We start from the raw sequence: 17,936 nt of genomic DNA, 5'->3' as shown, positions 1-17,936 counted from the left end.
AAGGTGTTCCCGCGCTATGATCGATGCGCTTCCCAAACCGCCCTCCGACACCTCGCCTCAAACTCCTTCCCGGCGCCGCCTGAAAATCCTGAGCTACAACGTGCATAGCTGCATCGGCACCGATCGACGGCTCGATCCCGCGCGGATCGCCGACGTCATCTCGGAGTTGAAGCCTGATATCATCGGCCTGCAGGAACTGGATGTCGGCCGCTCGCGCACCGGTGGCGTCGATCAGGTCGATATCATTGCCCGCGAGGTGGAGATGGACTACCATTTTCACGCGGCGCTGCATGTGGCCGAGGAACGCTACGGCGACGCCATTCTGACATCCCTACCGCTGAAAGTGATCAAGGCCGACATGCTTTCCTCGATCGGCGAGCAGCGCGGCGCAGTCTGGGTGGAAATCGACGTCGGTGGCAAACCGCTGCAGGTCTTCAACACCCATCTCGGACTCCGCGGTAAAGACCGGATGGCGCAGATGACGGAGCTGACGGGCCCGGACTGGCTCGGCGGCCTCGAGAAGGAAAACCCGGCGCGCATCCTGATCGGCGACTTCAACTCGACACCGATCACGAGGACCTACCGGCATGCGGCCAAGCGCCTGACCGACGTGCAGACGGCGCTGATCAAACCTTGGCGGGCAACGTTTCCGTCCCGCTTTCCGCTGCTTCGGCTCGACCACATCTTTGTTTCCGACAGCATCAAGGTGATCGATGCCGAAGTGGTCTCGACACCGCTGACGCGGCGGGCATCCGACCACTTGCCGTTGTTGGCGACGATTGAAATCTAGTTGAGCAACCGCTCCGACCGTCTGGCTTCCGTGAGCAGCCGGACGACGTCCTGATCGGTGGTTTCCGGGAAATCCTCGTAGTGGTCACCGACATCGCCGAATGATGGCGGGATCGACAGGCAGACCACGTCTTCAACCTTGTCCCTGATTGCATCGAGCGTGTCCTGCGAGGCGACCGGTACGGCAAGGGTAATGATCGCGACACCCAGCTGCCTGAGCGCGTGGATGCTGACCTCCATCGACCCGGCATCGGAAAGCCCCTCATCGATCAGAATGACGTGACGCCCGGCAAGATCGTGCTCGTCGGCGTGATCCTCGCCGAAATACATCCGGTGATGGCGGTCGACCTCGGCGATCTGATGCTGCCGCTCCGTGTTAAGATAGCCAGGAGGCAGGGGAAAGCGCCGCACGCTTGCCTCGTCGATATGGACGATTGGTTCTTTGGCGTCGACAACGGCGCCGATGCTAAATTCCGGGTGGCCGGGGGCAGCGATCCTGCGCAGGATCAAGAGATCGAGATGCAGTCCAAGCCGCTGCGCCACTTCGAACGCCACCGGCACGCCGCCGCGCGGCACGGCGACCACCACGGGATCGCCGGCGACAGAGGACAAGGCTTGTGAGATATGCAGTGCCTCGGCCAGCTGCCGGCCGGCATCACTGCGATCGGCAAACTCGGGCGTTGCCGTTTCCGCCTTGCGGGCCTGCACCTGTTTCCAGAAATGACCCAATCCCAGCATCGCATCCTCCTCCCAGGCTTCGATCCGTTCTTGCGGTGTAACCGACAGGATATCGGATCGTTCCGGGCAAGAAAAGGATTTCACACTTTCTGCGGGAACAAACCGCCAGGGGTTCGTGTTCACGGACTTGTAGGTCGCATCCATCAGCGCGACCGGCAAAGTCACAATCTCCCCAACTGGCGCTTCCTTCGGGAAGCGCCTTTTTCACGTCTGCCGTTCTGCTCCGTTACCTTCGGGAAAGCGCCACAACGTAACGCGCCGGGACCTTACCGGGATTGAAGAAGACGCCTTCGGCGGGCGGCCCCAGCATGAGACAATCGCCCTCCTTCAAAGAATGCAGCACCGTGCCTTCGATGAAATCGAGCGCGCCCGCGAGAAGCCAGATCTGCTGATGCTGGAAGGCGAAGGCGGAGGCCGGATAGGGAACGCGCACGGCAGGCGGCAGCAGAACCTCGATCAGTTCGAGCGGCGCATTGGGCGGCGACAGTGCCCGGCGGGTATAGCCGGTCTCGGGATCGGTCCAGACCGGCTGACCGGACTGGACGCGCAGCCGCTCCTCCCCGCCTTCCGCCAGTGCCAGAAGCACCGACAGCGGCAGGCCGAAGGCGCCGGACAGCCGGCCAAGCACGGCGGCCGAGGGGCTCGCCTCGCCACGCTCGATCTTGCTGATCATCGCCTTCGACACGCCAGAGCGTTCGGCGAGGTCCGCAAGCGACCATTTGCGTGTCTCGCGTTCCGTTTTGAGACGCGATGCAATAGCATCTCCAACATCTGCTTCCATGGCTTTATCCGCTTGCCTCCGAACGATCGTCTTCTATAGTGGACGATAGGAACTTATAAGAGACGCACCAGATCTGCAACGCGGGGGAATGCTCTTTGCGCGAAATCCGATTCAACGCCTTCGACATGAACTGTGTCAGCCATATCCAGCACGGATTGTGGACGCATCCGCGCGACCAGTCCAACCGTTACACCGAGCTTGCCTATTGGACGGATTACGCCAAACGGCTGGAGGCCGGCCTGTTCGACGGGATTTTCCTGGCCGACGTGGTGGGCGTCTACGACGTCTACGGCGAAAGCCCGGATGCGGCCTTGAGGGGCGCCGTGCAGGTGCCGGTCAACGATCCGATGCTGCTGGTGCCGGCGATGGCCGCCGTGACCAAGCACCTATCTTTCGGGGTCACCGCGAACCTCACCTACGAGCAACCCTTCCTGTTTGCCCGCCGCATGTCGACGCTCGATCACCTGACCGGTGGTCGCATCGGCTGGAATATCGTGACGGGCTATCTCGACAGCGCGGCCAAGGCGATCGGCCTCGATGCGCAGATGGCGCATGACGATCGCTACGATCTCGCCGACGAATACATGGACGTGATCTACAAGCTGCTGGAAGGCAGTTGGGACGACGATGCCGTCGTGTTCGATCGCGCCGCCGGAGTCTATGCCGATCCGGCCAAGGTTCGAAAGATCAGCCACGAAGGCCGGCAGTACCGGCTGGACGCGATGCATCTTTCCGCCCCCTCCCCGCAGAGAACGCCGGTTCTCTATCAGGCCGGCTCTTCCACCCGCGGCCGCGCCTTTGCCGCCACCCATGCCGAATGCGTCTTCGTCAACGGCCAGAAGATGGAAGGCGTGCGGGACCTCGTCGACGATATTCGCGCCCGCGCGATTGCCGGAGGCCGAACCGCCGATGATCTCAAAGTCTTTGTTGGCGCAACGATCATCACCGGCCGCACGGAAAAGGAAGCGCAGGAGAAGTTCGAGGATTATCGCAGCCATGCCAGTTCCGAGGCGGCCCTTGTGCATGCCAGCGCATCGCTCGGCATCGATTTTGCGCGCTACGATCTCGACGAACCGATCCAGACCGGAAAAAGCGATGCCATCGTCTCCAATGTCGAGGCGATGACCCGCAGCGCCGGACCGCAATGGACGAAGCGAAAGCTGCTGGACCAGATGATTCTCGGCAGCCGCCAGATGCCGATGGTGGGCTCTGCCGAGCAGATCGCCGACCGTCTCCAGGAGTGGATGGAGAAAGCCGATGTCGACGGCTTCAACCTGTCGCGCACCGTGGTGCCGGAATGTTTCGACGACGTGATCGAGCTGGTGATCCCCATTCTGCAGGAACGCGGCGTCTACAAAACCGGCTATCGCGAGGGCACGCTGCGCGAAAAACTGTTCGGTGCACCGAGATTGCCGGCCCGGCATGTGGGCGGTCGTTACCGGACGGGAAACAAGGATTGAGTGCCGATCACCCATGCCGCGCCATTTGCTCCGGCGCGGCGTATTTGCTAGAGGCGGCCCATCCTAATCCTCGAACATGAGGCCTATTCATGCGCTATGCCACGATCACCGACCGTCTCGCCCATCTCGGTTCAGGCCGCTGGGCGCTGCATCTGACCGCAAGGCGCATGAAGGCCGAGGGGGAGGACGTGGTCGAGCTGACGATCGGCGAGCCTGACGTCGTGCCCGACAAGGCGCTGCTGGATGAAGCCGCGCGCGCCATGTATGCCGGCCGCACCCGCTATTCCAACGGAAGAGGCGAGCCGGATACGCTGAAGGCGCTTGTTGCGAAATATTCGAAACGCCGCAGCAGCGTGACGGAAAAGAACTTCCTCTGCTTTCCAGGCACCCAGAGCGCGCTTTACTGCGTCATGACCGGTCTGGTTGGCGCTGGCGATGGCGTGCTGGTCGGCGATCCGCTCTACGCGACCTATGAAGGCGTCATCGCCTCCACCGGCGCCCATATGATCCCCGTGCCGCTGCGGCCGGAGAAGAAATTCCACATGCAGCCGGACGATCTGGAACGGGCAGTGACGCCGGAAGCACGCGTGCTGCTTCTGAACACGCCGCACAACCCGACCGGTGCCGTTCTGTCAGCCTCCGAAATCGCAAGGATCGGCGAGATCTGCCGCAAGCACGATCTCTGGATCATCTGCGACGAGGTTTATGAGCAGCTGATCTTCGACGGCACCAGCTTTGCCTCACCCTTTGACATGGCGGAACTGGCGGAGCGCACGATCGTGGTCTCGTCCATCTCCAAGTCGCACGCGGCACCCGGATTCAGATCCGGCTGGGCAGCCGGCCCGGAGGAATTTTGCGAACGTCTGCTGCCGGTGTCCGAAATCATGCTGTTCGGCGTGCAGCCCTTTATTGCCGACATGACCGCAATGGCGCTGTCTGAAAACTTCCCGACAGCCGACGTGATGCGCGCCAATTATCACAGGCGCGCCGCGATCGTCGAAACTGTGCTGAAGGGCAACAATCTGGTCAAGCCGATGATGCCGGAAGGTGGGATGTTCATCCTGCTCGACGTGACGGCAACAGGCCTCGGTGGCGAGGAATTTGCCTGGGAACTGCTGCGCGAGGAAAAGGTGGCAGTCATGCCCGGCACATCCTTCGGCGATCAAGCGGCAGGCTTTCTACGCATATCGCTGACGGTGCCTGATGTTGTGCTGGAGGGAGCGATCCGCCGCATCGGCGAACTCGCCGGCCGGATCGCGGCGCGCGAAGAAGCGCCGCCGCATATCCAGTAGTTTCTCACCCGCGGCGACCGCGGGTGGAAGTCTCAGCCGCCGATGTCGCCGGCGTCGGCCTCATGATCGCTTGGGACGCCGGAGCCCTCGGCTCCAGCCGCCTTGCGGGCGCGATTGAGTTCGACGGTTGCCGCATCCGTCTTGCGCACTGACCCATCCTCGCCGGTACCAAAGCTCTTCTCGACCTTGTGGTCAGCCTGTACATCCTCAGCCGCATCGGCGGCCGGGTGGATGCTATCCCTTGACTGTTCGGAAACCTTGGGCTGGCTGCTGCCGAACCGGGTCGCTTCCTTGGAAGCCGTATCGGCTGCAGGGTCGACGTCTTTGTGGTCTGACATAGCAAGTCTCCCTTGTTCCCAAGGAGAACACGGGCCGGCCACCATCGTTCCATCCGAACTGGGAGGCCCAATCCCTGATCTAGGCTCCCTCGCCCTTCTTCGCTTTGAGCGCGTCCAGCGCATCGGCATTGTCTCGACCCCAACCGTAGAGCAGATCGATCAGCTCGACGAAACGCTTGCCGAGCGGCGTCAGCGTATAATCGACTGCCGGGGGCACCGTGCCATAGACGCGCCTGATGACAAGACCCGAGGCTTCCATGTCGCGCAGGGTCTGGGTCAGCATCTTCTTGGAAATGCCGGGCAGGCTGCGCAGCAGAACGCCGGTGCGCGCACAGCCCTCCAGCCGCGTATCGAGCACATGCAGGATCATGCTCGTCCACTTGGAAGAGAAAAGGTCGAGGACGCGGCGCGGTGCGCAGTCTTCTCGCCATTCGTTGTCAGGTGTGCCGGGCTGCATGATCTGTTCCCCATCTGGTTACGTCAGGGTGCCTATGTCCCATTCGGGTGCCTTCTGGCACAGTCTGCCGCAAGACACTAGATCACCGTCAGAACGACAGGAGCAATTATGACGAAAAAAGCATTGATCGTGGGCGCAAGCGGCATTGTCGGCAGCGCAACAGCAAAGGTTCTGGGTGACGACGGCTGGCAGGTTCTCGGCCTGTCGCGCACACCGCAGCAGCAGACCAACGTGACACCGGTGGCGGCGGATCTTCTCGATCCGGCCTCGCTTAAAAAAGCGCTGGCGGGTCTTGATCCCTCGCATGTGTTCATCTCGAGCTGGCTGCGGCAGTCGACGGAAGCCGAAAACATCCGCGTTAATTCGTCGATGGTACGCAACGTCCTCGAAGCGCTGTCTCCGGCAGGCTCCGTCAAGCACGTGGCGCTGGTGACGGGCCTCAAGCATTACCTCGGCCCGTTCGAAAACTACGGCAAGGGCGCCCTGCCGCAGACCCCGTTCCGCGAGGAACAGGGCCGGCTCGAGGTCGATAATTTCTACTACGCCCAGGAAGACGAAGTGTTTGCGGCAGCCGCCCGCGACGGCTTTACCTGGAGCGTCCATCGCCCGCATACGATTGTCGGCAAGGCTGTCGGCAATGCCATGAACATGGGCACGACGCTTGCCGTCTACGCTGCCATCTGCAAGCACACCGGCCGCCCCTTCCGCTTCCCGGGCGTCGAGATGCAGTGGGAGGGGCTGACCGACATGACCAGCGCCAACCTTCTCGCCCGCCATCTCCTCTGGGCTTCCACGACACCGGGTGCAGCCAACGGCGAATTCAACGTCGTCAACGGCGATGTCTTCCGCTGGAAGTGGATGTGGAGCCGCATTGCCGCCTGGTTCGAGCTGGAACCCGCCACCTTCGACGGCACCGTACAGCCGCTCGAAAAGCAGATGGCCGAGGATGCCGCGATCTGGCGCGAGATTGCAGAACGCCACAATCTGGCCGAACCGGACATGAACCGCCTCGTGTCGCCCTGGCATACGGATGCCGATCTCGGACGCCCGATCGAAGTCGTCACCGACATGTCGAAGAGCCGCCGTCTCGGCTTCCTTGAGTACCAGCCAACCGACGATGCCTTCTTCGATCTGTTCGAAGATCTGCGCGCAAACCGTCTGATCCCGTAAGGAAGCGAGCGCCGATAGAATCATGCGCCCGGGCGTTCTTCCCGGGCGCATTCACGTGTTGAGCGACATTGGCTTCGTTCCGCCCGGCGACAGACCGAAGCGGCGCCTGATGAAGTTGAGGAAGGCTCCGTAGGGCCGACCCGATGCCAGCATGATAACGATCACACCCAGTGTTCCCCGCAAAAGCTCAGCGCTATCAGCCCCGGTGATGGCGAGGATTGCGGCATAGAGCGGCACCTGGAAGCTGACGAGCGCGAGCGTATCCCACAGGATCTGCGACATGCGCCCGGGGCCGGCAAAGCGCATCACCCAGTCTCGCCAGAGACCGTATGGACGTCCCGACGGAACCATGAGCACGGCACCGAGAAGGCGCGCGTCAAACACCTGCTCCCAGCTCATTCCCGCAACGAACCGCTCGTTGATAATGCCGGTCGTGGTGAAGAACAGGATGAGGGCTAAGGTATCAGCCGCGAAGGATCGCCACCCGGCGCTTCGCGTCTCCGTTTCATGCGTCAAATTGCTGGTCTCCCGGCCATCTCTGGAACGAGGTGCCTTCAGTTTCGGTGGATATGGGACGATCGCAGAAGGCAACTATCCCGTCCGTTTATCGTCTTCCGCCGCCGGCTCCCAGCCGAACACACTGCGTCCGCCCCATTCGTGCGAGCGGGAAAATTCGCCGGCGACGATTTCCTTGAGGTCGGGGCCGGTCACGTATTTTTCGAGCTGGCGGGCTTGGTCGTCGAGGCGGCGCAGTGCCTGCATTTCCTCGTCGCGGCCAAGCCTTGCCTTGCCGACGGCCGATTTCATCACCCTGATCGTCTCGTCATAGACCCGGATCGGCACCGGGAACGGATGCCGGTCCTTGCCGCCATGGGCGAGCGAAAACCGCGCCGGATCGGAAAACCGGCAGGGTGCGCCGTGCACGACTTCGGCGACCATGGCGAGCGCCGACACCGTGCGGGCGCCGACGCCAGGCGTCAGAAGCAGATCCTCGAAATCCCTAGGCCCACGGTCTGCAGCAGCCGCAAGCGTGCCGTGCAGGCGCCTCATGTTGACGTCCTCCTCGCGGACGTCGTGATGATTGGGCATGATCAGATGCGGCAGCATCGGCTGCGACAGATCCTTCTTGCGCTGCCGGCCCGGATCGATCGCGATCACTTCGCGGACAATGCGGTCGGGACCGAGCGATGCGAGCAGATCCAGTTGGCCGTTCCGCGACGCCTGTGCGCGGTGATCGGCGAGGTTGACGATGTCGCCCTGACCGCGTCCTTCGATCGCCGCATGCGGCGAATCCACGAAGCTTTTGAGGCCCTGCGACTGCCAGTGATAGCGCCGCGCCTGCTTCCTGTCGCCGTTCATGCCCTGCTGGACGACTACCCATTTGCCATCGTCGGTAACGATGAAGCCGTGCAGATAGAGGTCGAAACCATCCTGCACCGCGGCGCTGTCGACCTTGGCGACGAGCCGGTTGGTCTTGGCAAGCGCGAAACCATCGATGCCGACGCGGTTGCCGATGGCGATCAGCTCGTCCGGCGTCTGCCGCGAATTGCGGCCGCGACCGCCGCAGACGTGAATGCCGAGTTCGCCCGACATCGGCGTCAGCCCGCGTTTGAGCGCGCCGATGACGCAGGTGGTGATGCCGGACGAATGCCAGTCCATGCCCATCACCGACCCGAAGGATTGAAACCAGAACGGATGCGCCAACCGGCTGAGCAATTCGTCACGGCCGTAATGCAGGACGATGGCTTCGGTAATGACGGCACCGAGCTTGGTCATGCGGTCGCCCAGCCACCGGGGAACCCGGCCACCATGAAGCGGAAGATCGGCGCTGCCTGCTCGTTGAACCATGGTTCCTTATAGAGCCGGTCGGGCCGTTACGACAGCGAAAAGTTCCGCAAACGTTCTTCCAGAAGACCGATGGTTTCGACATCCGCATTGGCGAAGGCAAACCGCAAATAGCCATCCTGGCCTTGCCCGAAATAGACGCCGGGGATGCAGCTGATGCCGGCGCGTTTGGCAAGCTGTTCGGCCACTTCCGCCGAGCCCCTGCCCGGAAAAGGATGCCGAACGAAGGCGAAATAGGCACCGATCGCATCGAGCTTCCAACCGGACACGCTGCGCATGACCGTTTTCAGCGCTTCGGCGCGGCGGCCGATTTCCTGGCGGTTTTCCTCGCGCCAGGCAGTCAGCAGCGGCAGTGCTTCGGCAACGGCTGCCTGGGCGGCTCGCGGCGCGCAGATCTGCAGATTGTCCATGATCTTGGCGATCTGACCGATCGCCTCTTCGCCGGCCGTGATGGCGCCGAGACGATGGCCGGGAATGCAGAAGGATTTGGAAAAGCTGTAGAGGCTGATCAGCGTTTCTTCCCAGCCGGACTGCGAAAACAGGCTATGGGCCCGGCTTCCGGCTTGCGGCAGGAAATCGCGATAGGTCTCGTCGAGGATCAGCCAGATGCCCTTTTCCTGGCATAGCTTGAAGATCGCCTCGAGCAGCGACGCCGGATAGATGGCGCCGGTCGGATTGTTGGGCGACACCAGCGCCAGCGCATTCACCCCATCCGTCATCGCCGCTTCGAGCGACACCAGATCCGGCAGGAACCCGTTTTCGGCAGAACAAGGCACGAAGGCGGTGCCGATGCCCATCATGGCAAGCGTCGTTTCATGGTTGAAATAGAACGGCTCGGTCATCAGGATGGTGCTGCCGGGACCCGCAACCGTCATCGCCGCGCAGACGAAAGCCTGGTTGCAGCCGGAGGTGATGTGGATGTTTTCCTCGGCAAGCGCTGCGCCATAGACCTCGGAGACATGGCTTGCATAGGCGGTGCGCAGAACCGTCTCGCCCTCGATCGGGCCGTAGCCGGTATAGGCCTTGGACGACGCCGCCTCGCCCAGGAAACGAAGCATGTCCGGATGGGCGGGATAGCCGGGCACCGCCTGCGACAGGTCGATCAGCGGCCCCAGAGCCTTGTCATAGGCACGACCCCAGGCCGCGACGGCTGGAACCGGTGGCAGGGACAGTTGTTCGATCAAGGGATTGAAGCGGGCATTCAGGCGCGGATGGGTGGCGGGCATGGGGTCTCGACGAAATCTCGGGCGGGGGAAGTCAGGAATTGATTGCCCTTGTTGTTTATCAGATTATCCTCGGAGGCAAGGAGAACCACTTATGGACGACAATCTTCCGCAGGATTCCAAGCTCACCAGCACCAAGCGCAAATGGGCTGATGAGGGGAAATTCCTGACGGGCCGGCATGCACGGCCCGATACCGACCGCCTGCCGCCCGGCCAGCATCTGGTCAAGAACTGGCCGGTGCTCGATCTCGGCCAGCAGCCCAGCATTTCGCCGTCGCAGTGGAAGCTCGACATCTACGGGCTCGTCAACAAGCCGACGACCTTCAACTGGGACAGTTTCCAGGCGCTGCCGCAGACCGAGATGCGCTCCGATATCCACTGCGTGACGACCTGGTCGCGCTACGACAACGACTGGAAGGGCGTGTCCACCCGCGACCTGCTTGATGCCGTGGAGCCGACCGACAAGGCAACCGCGGTGATGCTGACCGCCTATGACGGCTACACGACCAACGTTCTCCTCTCCGATTTCGCCGTGGCCGACGCGCTCATCGTGACCCACTGGGACGGCAAGCCGCTGACCGAAGAGCATGGCGGACCGGTGCGCCTCGTCGTGCCGCATCTCTACTTCTGGAAAAGCGCCAAATGGTTGAAGCGGATCGACTTCCTCGGCATCGACAATGCCGGCTTCTGGGAAAAGAACGGCTACCACATGCGCGGTGACCCTTGGGCCGAGGAACGGTATTCGGAGGATTGAGCGGAGTGGAAACCCCGCGCTCCCTCATCCTCGCCCTTGCGGCGGGGATCCAGCGACACGACGTCTGTCGGGTCAAAGAGCCTTTTCAGCTCAAGGACTTGAGCTGACTGGATCCTCGCCACAAGAGCGAGGATGAGGAGACAGCAGTCTAAGGCTGCCGCCAGAGGCGACAGCCCATAAGATCACATCAGTTTTTCCAGCGTGATCGGCAGGTCGCGGATGCGTTTGCCGGTCGCGTGGAAGACGGCGTTGGCGATTGCCGGGGCGACGCCGACGATGCCGACTTCGCCAACTCCTTTGCCGCCGAGCGTGGATGCGTCGAGATCCGGCACGCCCACCGAGATCACCTCGATATCCGGAATGTCGGCATTGGTCGGCACGAGATAGTCGGCCATGTTGCTGTTGATGGTGCGGCCGTTGCGCGGATCGACGACACCTTCCTCCAGCAGCGCCTGGCCGATGCCCATGATGATGCCGCCCTTCCACTGGCTTTCCACCAGCTTCGGATTGTAGAGACGGCCGCAATCGAAGGCAGAGACCATGCGCGACACCCGGATCGTCCCGAAATCCTCATCGATCCGGACCTCGACGAAATGGGCAGCCCAGCTGTGCATGGAAAGGTCGCCCGAGGTCGGCCCCTGCACTTTCGACATGGTCGTCCAGGCCTGTTTCTGATCATCAGGCGACTGCGCGTTTTCGGCAAGCGTGTTGCGGCGGATCTCCAGCTCATTGCGGCCGAGAGCCTGCATCAACTCCTGCAGCGAGAGCGAAGGTCCACCGCCACGTGATGCCTCGATCCGCCCGCCAACCAGCGAGAGAGTGTTGGCGCCGGTATCGCGGAACGGCGAACCGGTCTCGTTGAGCGCAAGGCCGATCAGTTCGTCGCGGGCTGCGATCGCGGCCTTGTGCACGGCACCGGTGATGGATCCCGCCAGCATCGATCCGCCGGCGATCGACGAACCCGGCATGCGGCTGTCACCCAGGAGCACATCGACCTGCGAAACCGGCACGCCGAGCGCTTCGGCTGCCGTCTGGGCAAGGATTGTATAGGTGCCCTGCCCCATGTCGATCGATCCACTGATCACCTCGACGCGGCCGTTCGCGAGAACGCGGATCATCGCTTCCGACGGTGCCCGGATAACCGGGAACGTGCCGCAGCCGATGCCCCAGCCGATCAGCGTCTTGCCGTCCCGCATCGAGCGGGGCTGATGGCTGCGCTTTTCCCAGCCGAAGGCAGCAGCCCCTTGCGTCAATGCTTCGCGCAGCATCCGCGTCGACCACGGCTTGCCCGACTGATAGTCGTGATCGGCATAGTTCTTCAGCCGCAGTTCCAGCGGATCCATATCGAGCTTGTAGGCAAGCTCTTCCATGGCGCTTTCGATGCCGTAGGCGCTGGGGTTCTTGCCCGGTCCCCGAAGCGCGCCGGGTGTGACGGTATTGACCGGCACGACGCGCGACTGGGACGAGAAGTTTTCCACCTTGTAGAGGATGGGGGTCGCCGCCCCCGTCTGTTCCGGGTAATCCATATAGACTGACGTCTCGGTCCTGCCGCGATGGACGATCGCCTGCAGCACCCCGTCTTCGGTGGCGCCGAGCGCAATCGTCTGGCGGGTTGCCGCACGACCGCCATAGCTGGTGAAGTTCTGCGGCCGTGTGACGGCAAGCTGGACCGGTCGGCCAAGCTTTCTCGCCGCCGCAACCGCCACCGCGCCATAAGCGAGCGGCTGGCCCTTGGAGCCGAAACCACCGCCGATATAGGGCGAGATGATCCGCACCTTTTCATAGTCCATGCCGAACCATTCGGCATACATGCGGGCCATGCCGTGCGACCACTGGCTTGGTTCCCAGATCGTCAGCTCGTCGCCGTCCCACTTGGCGGCCAGCCCGTGCGGCTCCATGGCGCAATGGTATTCGCGCGGCGTGCTGTATTCGCTTTCGATCCGCACCGGTGATGCCGCAAGGGCTGCTTCCGCATCTCCCCAGCCGATGGTGAGATTGTCCATCAGCTTGCCTTCGCCAGCCGCCGGATCGTCGATGCTCATGACCGGCGACGTTTCTTCATAAGTGACGACAACAAGCTTTGCGGCTTCTGTCGCCTGTTCGCGGCTTTCGGCAATCACGGCTGCAATCGACTGGCCGTTGAACTGCACCTCGCGCGGCAGCGGATGATAGGGCTTGTCTTCCGGCCGGTTGCCCTGCCAGTCGGCGGACACGCGCAGTCCGAGATCGTCTTCCGGTGTCAGCACCATCAGGACGCCGGGCGAGGCGAGCGCGCGGGTCACATCGACGCTGACGACGCGGCCTGCGGCAATCGTGCTCTGCACGAGGGCCGCGTGGGCGAGGTTATCGATCGGGTATTCCAGCGCATAGGTGGCAGCACCTGTGAGCTTGAGGCTGCCTTCGAACCGGGTCAGACGTCCGCCGACCATGCCATCGGAGGCATCGCCGTGTTTGCGGGGGGGCATAATAGTCATGCGAGACCTCCAGATTTGTCCGTCGAGACCGTCTCGATCGCCCGGGCCACGACCCGCGGCACAAGATCGATCTTGTATGTGTTATCGCTCTGGGCAACGGCGCCCTCCATGGCAAGCAGGCTCGCCGCTTTGATGGTGGCAGCGTCGAGCACTTTGCCGATCAGCGCCTGTTCGACGGCGCGAGACCGCCATGGCTTGGTGGCAACGCCGCCGAGCCCAACGCGGATATCCCTGACCGTGCGGCCATCGTCTTCCAGTTCCAGGCCGACGGCAGCGCTTGCGGCCGCAAACTCGTAGGACTGGCGATCGCGGACCTTCAGGTAGGTGGAGTTTTTCGCGGCAGCGCTTTTCGGGATCGACAGACCGACGATCATCTCGCCGGGCTGAAGCACGGTTTCCCGGTCCGGGGTATCGCCGGGCAGGAGGAAGAACTCGTCGAATGGAACCGTGCGGGAACCGAGATCGACGACGGCATCGAAGGCGACAAGCGCCACAGCCAGATCGCCGGGATTGGAGGCGAGACAGTGCTCGCTGGTGCCGAGAACCGCATGGTTGCGGGTGATGCCGCCAAGCGCCGAACAGCCAGAGCCGGGATTGCGCTTGTTGCAGGCTGGAAACGTGCCGGGATCGCGGAAATACGGACAGCGCGTGCGCTGCATCACGTTACCGCCGATCGTCGCCATGTTGCGCAGCTGCGCCGACGCCGCAAGCAGCAGCGATTCCGACACAGCCGGCAGTTCCGCCTGGATGCCCGCATGATCGGCAACATCAGACATGCGCGAAAGCGCGCCGATGGTGACGGACTGGGGCGTGACCTCGATGCTGGAGAGCCCTTTGAGATGGGAGATATCGACGACCGTCTCCGGTTCGGCAACGCCGCATTTGGCAAGGTCGATCAGGGTTGTGCCGCCCGCCAGAATGGATGCCCCTGCCTGCAGCACCGCCTGGCGGGCCTCATCGAGGGTGGCGGCGCGAAGATAGGAAAAATCACGCATCGGCCATCTCCTTATTCGAGGGAACGACGGCCTGCGCCGCCTGGCGCACCGCAGCCACGATGCTGTTATAGGCGCCGCAGCGACAGAGATTGCCGGACATATATTCGCGGATTTCCGCATCCGATCCCGCATGACCCTCACGGATACAGGCGACTGCCGACATGATCTGGCCCGGCGTGCAATAACCGCACTGGAAGGCGTCCTGCTCCAGGAAAGCCGCCTGAACCGCATGCAAGGTTCCGTCGGCCCCGGACAGTCCTTCGATCGTTTCTACCTGACGGCCTTCGACCTGGGCCGCCAGGGTGAGACAGGATAACACCCGTCTGCCATCCACATGGCAGGTGCAGGCGCCGCACTGGCCCTGGTCGCAACCCTTTTTGGTTCCGGTGAGAACAAGATGGTCGCGCAGCGCATCGAGCAGCGTCACGCGCGGCTCGACATCGAGGTCGTAACCCTTGCCGTTGATATCGAGGTTGAGGTGAATGGTTCGTGTCATGACAGGCTCCTGCAATCTTCACGAAGAGAATTTCAAAGAACTAGGCTGGACCGGCCGTCTGGCGAGGGCATGGGTCCCTGATATCGTCTAAACGCGCGCCGCCGATCGCGGTCGAAAAGGCGGAGCGAAATCTTTCGACATGACATCCAGCCGCCTTCTGATCTAAAAAGACATATGCGCCACCTCAAACGGAGGCAACTCCGTTTAAACTAGCCGCTCGCTGAGATCAGTCAAGGCTGGATTTCGAAAACATCCGTTTCAGGATGCCGGAAACCAGGATTACGACCCCAGAGAGCCTAACCACTGGAACAGGATTTCGGGCTTTGGCCACGCCGAATAATGCACAGACCCCGGCTCCGAAACTTCGCGCGGATGCTCGCCGCAACCGCGATAAGCTGGTCGAGGTGGCAGCCCAGGCATTTGCGGAAAAAGGCGTCGAGACCTCGCTGGAAGAGATTGCCCGCCAGGCCGGCGTCGGCATTGGCACGCTCTATAGGCATTTCCCGACCCGCGAACATCTGGTCGAACTCGTCTATCGCCGCGAGCTGACGGCACTGGCGGCAGCAGCGGACGAACTTGCCGCCAACCATCCGGCCGACAAGGCACTGGAGCTCTGGATGCTGCGCTTCGTCGGCTATATGGCGACCAAGCGCGGCATGGCCAACAGCCTGAAAATCATCGCCAGTTCCAACACGACACTGTTTGCGGAGGGGTTCGGGACAATACGGCAGGCACTCGACAGGCTTCTAACAAACGGTCGCGAGGCAAATCTCATCCGCAGCGATATCGGCCAGGCGGACCTGATGCATGCCATGTCGAGCATCTATTCCATTCCCGATTCCCCCGAGTGGCGCGCCAGCGGCAATCGTCTGATCATGCTTTTGATGGACGGTCTTCGGGTGCGCAGCTGACGGCGTGAAGCGCGATCCAAAACAACTGTTGACGAAAGAAACAGTTGTTTATACACCGTGAACCTTCATGGGAAGCCACGATGGACGATCTGACCAGCCAGGAAGCCGCCGTTCTCGGCATTATCAGGGACAATCCCTTTGCCGGACAGCAGGAGATTGCCGAGATGCTGGGCCTCGCCCGCTCCACAGTGGCGGCGCATATCGTGCAGCTGATGCAGAAGGGCCATGTTCTCGGCCGCGGCTATGTGATGCCGCAGCCGTCGCGCGCCATCTGCCTCGGCGGCGCCGTTCTCGACCGGAAATATCACGCGAAGCAGGAAATCGTTCAGGGCACCTCCAACCCCGTCGACAGCACCCGATCGATGGGTGGCGTTGCCCGCAACGTGGCTGAAAACCTCGCCCGTCTCGGCACGCAAACCGGTTTCATCTCGATCGTCGGCGACGACGAGGGCGGCCGCACGCTGATGACCTATATGCGCGAGCGCGGCATCGACGTCAGCCAGATGATCATCAGCACCGAGCGACCGACCGCCGAATATGCGGCCATCCTCGATCCGCGCGGCGATCTTTCGCTCGGTATCGCTGACATGGGCATATTCGATCTGCTGCGACCCGAACATCTCGACCGCGTCTGGCCGCATCTGGCGTCGGCAAGCTTCGTGTTCTCCGACTGTAACCCGCCCGCCGAGACGCTGGCAGCGCTGATCACGCGGCGACGCGACGCGCGGTTCCGGCTGGCGATCGATGCGGTCTCGACCGTCAAGGCCATGCGCCTGCCGAAGGACCTTGCCGGTATCGACCTTCTGTTCATGAATATCGACGAGGCCAACGCCATTCTCGGCCTGTCGGCCCGCGAGACGATCGACGACGCGCTGAAGGCGGCACACGGCCTGCAGGCAGCCGGCGCCCGTGAGGCGGTGGTGACGATGGGTGCCGCCGGCATTGCGGTTGCCGGCATAGACGCTTCGGGCAGTTTCGAAGCAGTCGAAGCCAAGGCGATCGACATGACCGGCGCCGGCGACGCTATGATTGCCGGCACCCTGCACCGGGTGATTGCCGGCGACGAAATCCACACCGCTGCCCGGATCGGCGCGCTGGTGGCGACGCTCACCACCGAAAGTGCGGCAAGCGTCCACCCCGACCTCTCCGAGGCCTTTTTGCAGGCCCATATGCACCGTTTGTCCTGAAGCACGTGAGTGCTTCCAGTGTTTAATCCCAACGCAGGTCCAGACGCAAAACCGCTCCACGGCTTTGCCGGAACTGCTTCCAGAAAGGAAATCCCATGTCATTGCTGAAGCCGAAACTCAGCCCGGAAGTTGCAGACGCTCTCGCAAACGGCGGCGCCATCGTGGCGCTCGAATCGACCATCATCACCCATGGCATGCCCTACCCGGCCAATCTGGAGACGGCGCTGTCGGTCGAGGCTGTCGTGCGTGAAAACGGCGCCGTGCCTGCCACCATCGCCGTCATCGACGGTGAACTCCGCGTCGGCCTCGAGCACGATGAGCTGGAAAAGCTGGCTCAGGCCAAGGGCGTCGTGAAGGCGTCGGGCCGCGATCTCGCCGTTGCCATGGTGCGCGGCCAGACGGCGGGTACGACGGTTTCCGCAACGATGCTTCTGGCAGACCTCGCCGGCATTGAGATCTTCGCAACCGGCGGCGTCGGCGGTGTGCATCGCGGCGCCGAACAGACATTCGACATCTCCGCCGACCTGACAGAGCTTGGCCGCACCAAGACGGCCGTCGTCTGCGCCGGCGTGAAATCGATCCTCGATATTGCGAAGACGCTGGAATATCTGGAAACCCAGCGCGTGCCGGTGATTGCCTATGGCACCGAGGACTTCCCGGCCTTCTTCACCCGCCAGAGCGGCTACAAGGCCGATCACCGACTGGATACGGCAGAAGAGATTGCCCGCGCTATGCACCACCACCACCAGCTCGGCACCGGCACCGGCCTCCTGATCGCCAACCCGATCCCGGAAGAAGCCGCACTGACCCCTGACTTCATCGACGGCACGATTGCCGATGCGGTGCGCGAAGCAGATGAGCGCGGCATCGGCCGCAAGGAACTGACCCCGTTCCTGCTCGCCCGCATCAACGAGCTTTCGAAGGGCGAAAGCCTGAAAGCCAATATCGAACTGGTCAGAAACAACGCCCGCCTCGCTGCCAAGATGGCAGTGGCCTACGCTGCGCTGAAGAAGGGCTGACATCACG

At 62.5% G+C, this 17,936-nt stretch carries 18 protein-coding genes; 8 read left to right on the top strand and 10 right to left on the bottom strand.

The annotated features are described in order from the left end of the window. The first annotated feature begins 16 nt into the window (after positions 1-16). Positions 17-790 carry an endonuclease/exonuclease/phosphatase family protein gene (locus IFT59_RS01710; protein WP_192085880.1) on the top strand — a complete coding sequence of 258 codons (774 nt, stop codon included), beginning with the start codon at positions 17-19 and terminating at the stop codon, positions 788-790. Here the strand turns inward: IFT59_RS01710 and IFT59_RS01705 are convergent. Beyond that, entirely contained in the window at positions 787-1,692 is a 906-nt protein-coding gene (locus tag IFT59_RS01705; RefSeq protein ID WP_342366066.1) for a phosphoribosyltransferase, read from the bottom strand. The two genes, IFT59_RS01710 and IFT59_RS01705, sit on opposite strands and share 4 nt — an antisense overlap. A gap of 61 nt (positions 1,693-1,753) precedes the next feature. Further along, the gene (locus tag IFT59_RS01700; protein WP_192085878.1) at positions 1,754-2,308 is read right to left on the bottom strand and encodes a helix-turn-helix domain-containing protein; all 555 of its coding nucleotides are present in this window, start codon (positions 2,306-2,308) and stop codon (positions 1,754-1,756) included. A gap of 95 nt (positions 2,309-2,403) precedes the next feature. Between IFT59_RS01700 and IFT59_RS01695 the strand changes: the two genes are divergently transcribed. Next, positions 2,404-3,768 (top strand): LLM class flavin-dependent oxidoreductase, encoded by a 1,365-nt coding sequence (locus tag IFT59_RS01695; protein WP_244631492.1) that lies wholly within the window; start codon positions 2,404-2,406, stop codon positions 3,766-3,768. A gap of 89 nt (positions 3,769-3,857) precedes the next feature. Further along, positions 3,858-5,060, top strand: coding sequence for a pyridoxal phosphate-dependent aminotransferase (locus IFT59_RS01690; protein WP_192085877.1), 1,203 nt, complete (start codon positions 3,858-3,860; stop codon positions 5,058-5,060). 32 nt (positions 5,061-5,092) lie between these two features. On the opposite strand, the gene IFT59_RS01685 is transcribed toward IFT59_RS01690, so the two are convergent. Beyond that, complete coding sequence (locus IFT59_RS01685; protein ID WP_092659522.1) at positions 5,093-5,398, bottom strand: hypothetical protein; 306 nt, start codon at positions 5,396-5,398, stop codon at positions 5,093-5,095. A gap of 79 nt (positions 5,399-5,477) precedes the next feature. Beyond that, positions 5,478-5,855, bottom strand: a complete 378-nt coding sequence (locus IFT59_RS01680; RefSeq protein ID WP_113111845.1) for a winged helix-turn-helix transcriptional regulator — start codon at positions 5,853-5,855, stop codon at positions 5,478-5,480. A 108-nt stretch (positions 5,856-5,963) separates the two neighbouring features. Between IFT59_RS01680 and IFT59_RS01675 the strand changes: the two genes are divergently transcribed. After that, entirely contained in the window at positions 5,964-7,025 is a 1,062-nt protein-coding gene (locus IFT59_RS01675) for an SDR family oxidoreductase (RefSeq protein ID WP_192085875.1), read from the top strand. Positions 7,026-7,076: 51 nt separating this feature from the next. Here the strand turns inward: IFT59_RS01675 and alaE are convergent, their stop codons facing one another. The 3 genes from alaE to IFT59_RS01660 form a co-directional block, all read right to left on the bottom strand. Beyond that, positions 7,077-7,541, bottom strand: coding sequence for an L-alanine exporter AlaE (gene alaE, locus IFT59_RS01670; protein WP_113111843.1), 465 nt, complete (start codon positions 7,539-7,541; stop codon positions 7,077-7,079). A 75-nt stretch (positions 7,542-7,616) separates the two neighbouring features. Beyond that, complete coding sequence (locus IFT59_RS01665) at positions 7,617-8,873, bottom strand: DUF763 domain-containing protein (RefSeq protein ID WP_192085873.1); 1,257 nt, start codon at positions 8,871-8,873, stop codon at positions 7,617-7,619. 26 nt (positions 8,874-8,899) lie between these two features. After that, a complete protein-coding gene (locus IFT59_RS01660) occupies positions 8,900-10,096 on the bottom strand; it encodes an aminotransferase (protein ID WP_192085871.1) in 1,197 nt (398 codons plus the stop codon). 91 nt (positions 10,097-10,187) lie between these two features. On the opposite strand from IFT59_RS01660, the gene IFT59_RS01655 reads away from it, so the two are divergent. Further along, positions 10,188-10,847: a sulfite oxidase-like oxidoreductase gene (locus tag IFT59_RS01655; protein ID WP_092659511.1), complete on the top strand. Its 660-nt coding sequence runs from the start codon at positions 10,188-10,190 to the stop codon at positions 10,845-10,847. Between the two features lie 182 nt (positions 10,848-11,029). Here the strand turns inward: IFT59_RS01655 and IFT59_RS01650 are convergent, their stop codons facing one another. From IFT59_RS01650 to IFT59_RS01640, 3 genes are read right to left on the bottom strand one after another with little or no spacing between them, the layout of a single operon-like run. Then, positions 11,030-13,321: a xanthine dehydrogenase family protein molybdopterin-binding subunit gene (locus IFT59_RS01650; protein WP_192085869.1), complete on the bottom strand. Its 2,292-nt coding sequence runs from the start codon at positions 13,319-13,321 to the stop codon at positions 11,030-11,032. After that, positions 13,318-14,316 carry an FAD binding domain-containing protein gene (locus IFT59_RS01645; RefSeq protein WP_192085867.1) on the bottom strand — a complete coding sequence of 333 codons (999 nt, stop codon included), beginning with the start codon at positions 14,314-14,316 and terminating at the stop codon, positions 13,318-13,320. The genes IFT59_RS01650 and IFT59_RS01645 overlap by 4 nt, the downstream gene beginning before the upstream one ends. Beyond that, positions 14,309-14,812 (bottom strand): (2Fe-2S)-binding protein, encoded by a 504-nt coding sequence (locus IFT59_RS01640; protein WP_192085865.1) that lies wholly within the window; start codon positions 14,810-14,812, stop codon positions 14,309-14,311. Before IFT59_RS01640 ends, IFT59_RS01645 begins: the two co-directional genes overlap by 8 nt. Before the next feature lie 263 nt (positions 14,813-15,075). Between IFT59_RS01640 and IFT59_RS01635 the strand changes: the two genes are divergently transcribed. From IFT59_RS01635 to IFT59_RS01625, 3 genes are all read left to right on the top strand, one after another. After that, positions 15,076-15,723, top strand: a complete 648-nt coding sequence (locus IFT59_RS01635; RefSeq protein ID WP_192085863.1) for a TetR/AcrR family transcriptional regulator — start codon at positions 15,076-15,078, stop codon at positions 15,721-15,723. 80 nt (positions 15,724-15,803) lie between these two features. Further along, a complete protein-coding gene (locus tag IFT59_RS01630) occupies positions 15,804-16,910 on the top strand; it encodes a carbohydrate kinase (protein WP_192085861.1) in 1,107 nt (368 codons plus the stop codon). A 95-nt stretch (positions 16,911-17,005) separates the two neighbouring features. Next, entirely contained in the window at positions 17,006-17,929 is a 924-nt protein-coding gene (locus IFT59_RS01625) for a pseudouridine-5'-phosphate glycosidase (RefSeq protein ID WP_192085859.1), read from the top strand. Positions 17,930-17,936 lie beyond the last annotated feature (7 nt).

The sequence above is a fragment of the Rhizobium sp. CFBP 8752 genome, from assembly GCF_014842035.1.
Taxonomy (GTDB): domain Bacteria; phylum Pseudomonadota; class Alphaproteobacteria; order Rhizobiales; family Rhizobiaceae; genus Neorhizobium; species Neorhizobium soli.
The sequence above is the reverse complement of the archived record's forward strand: the minus strand, read 5'-3'. Positions and strand labels throughout refer to the sequence as shown.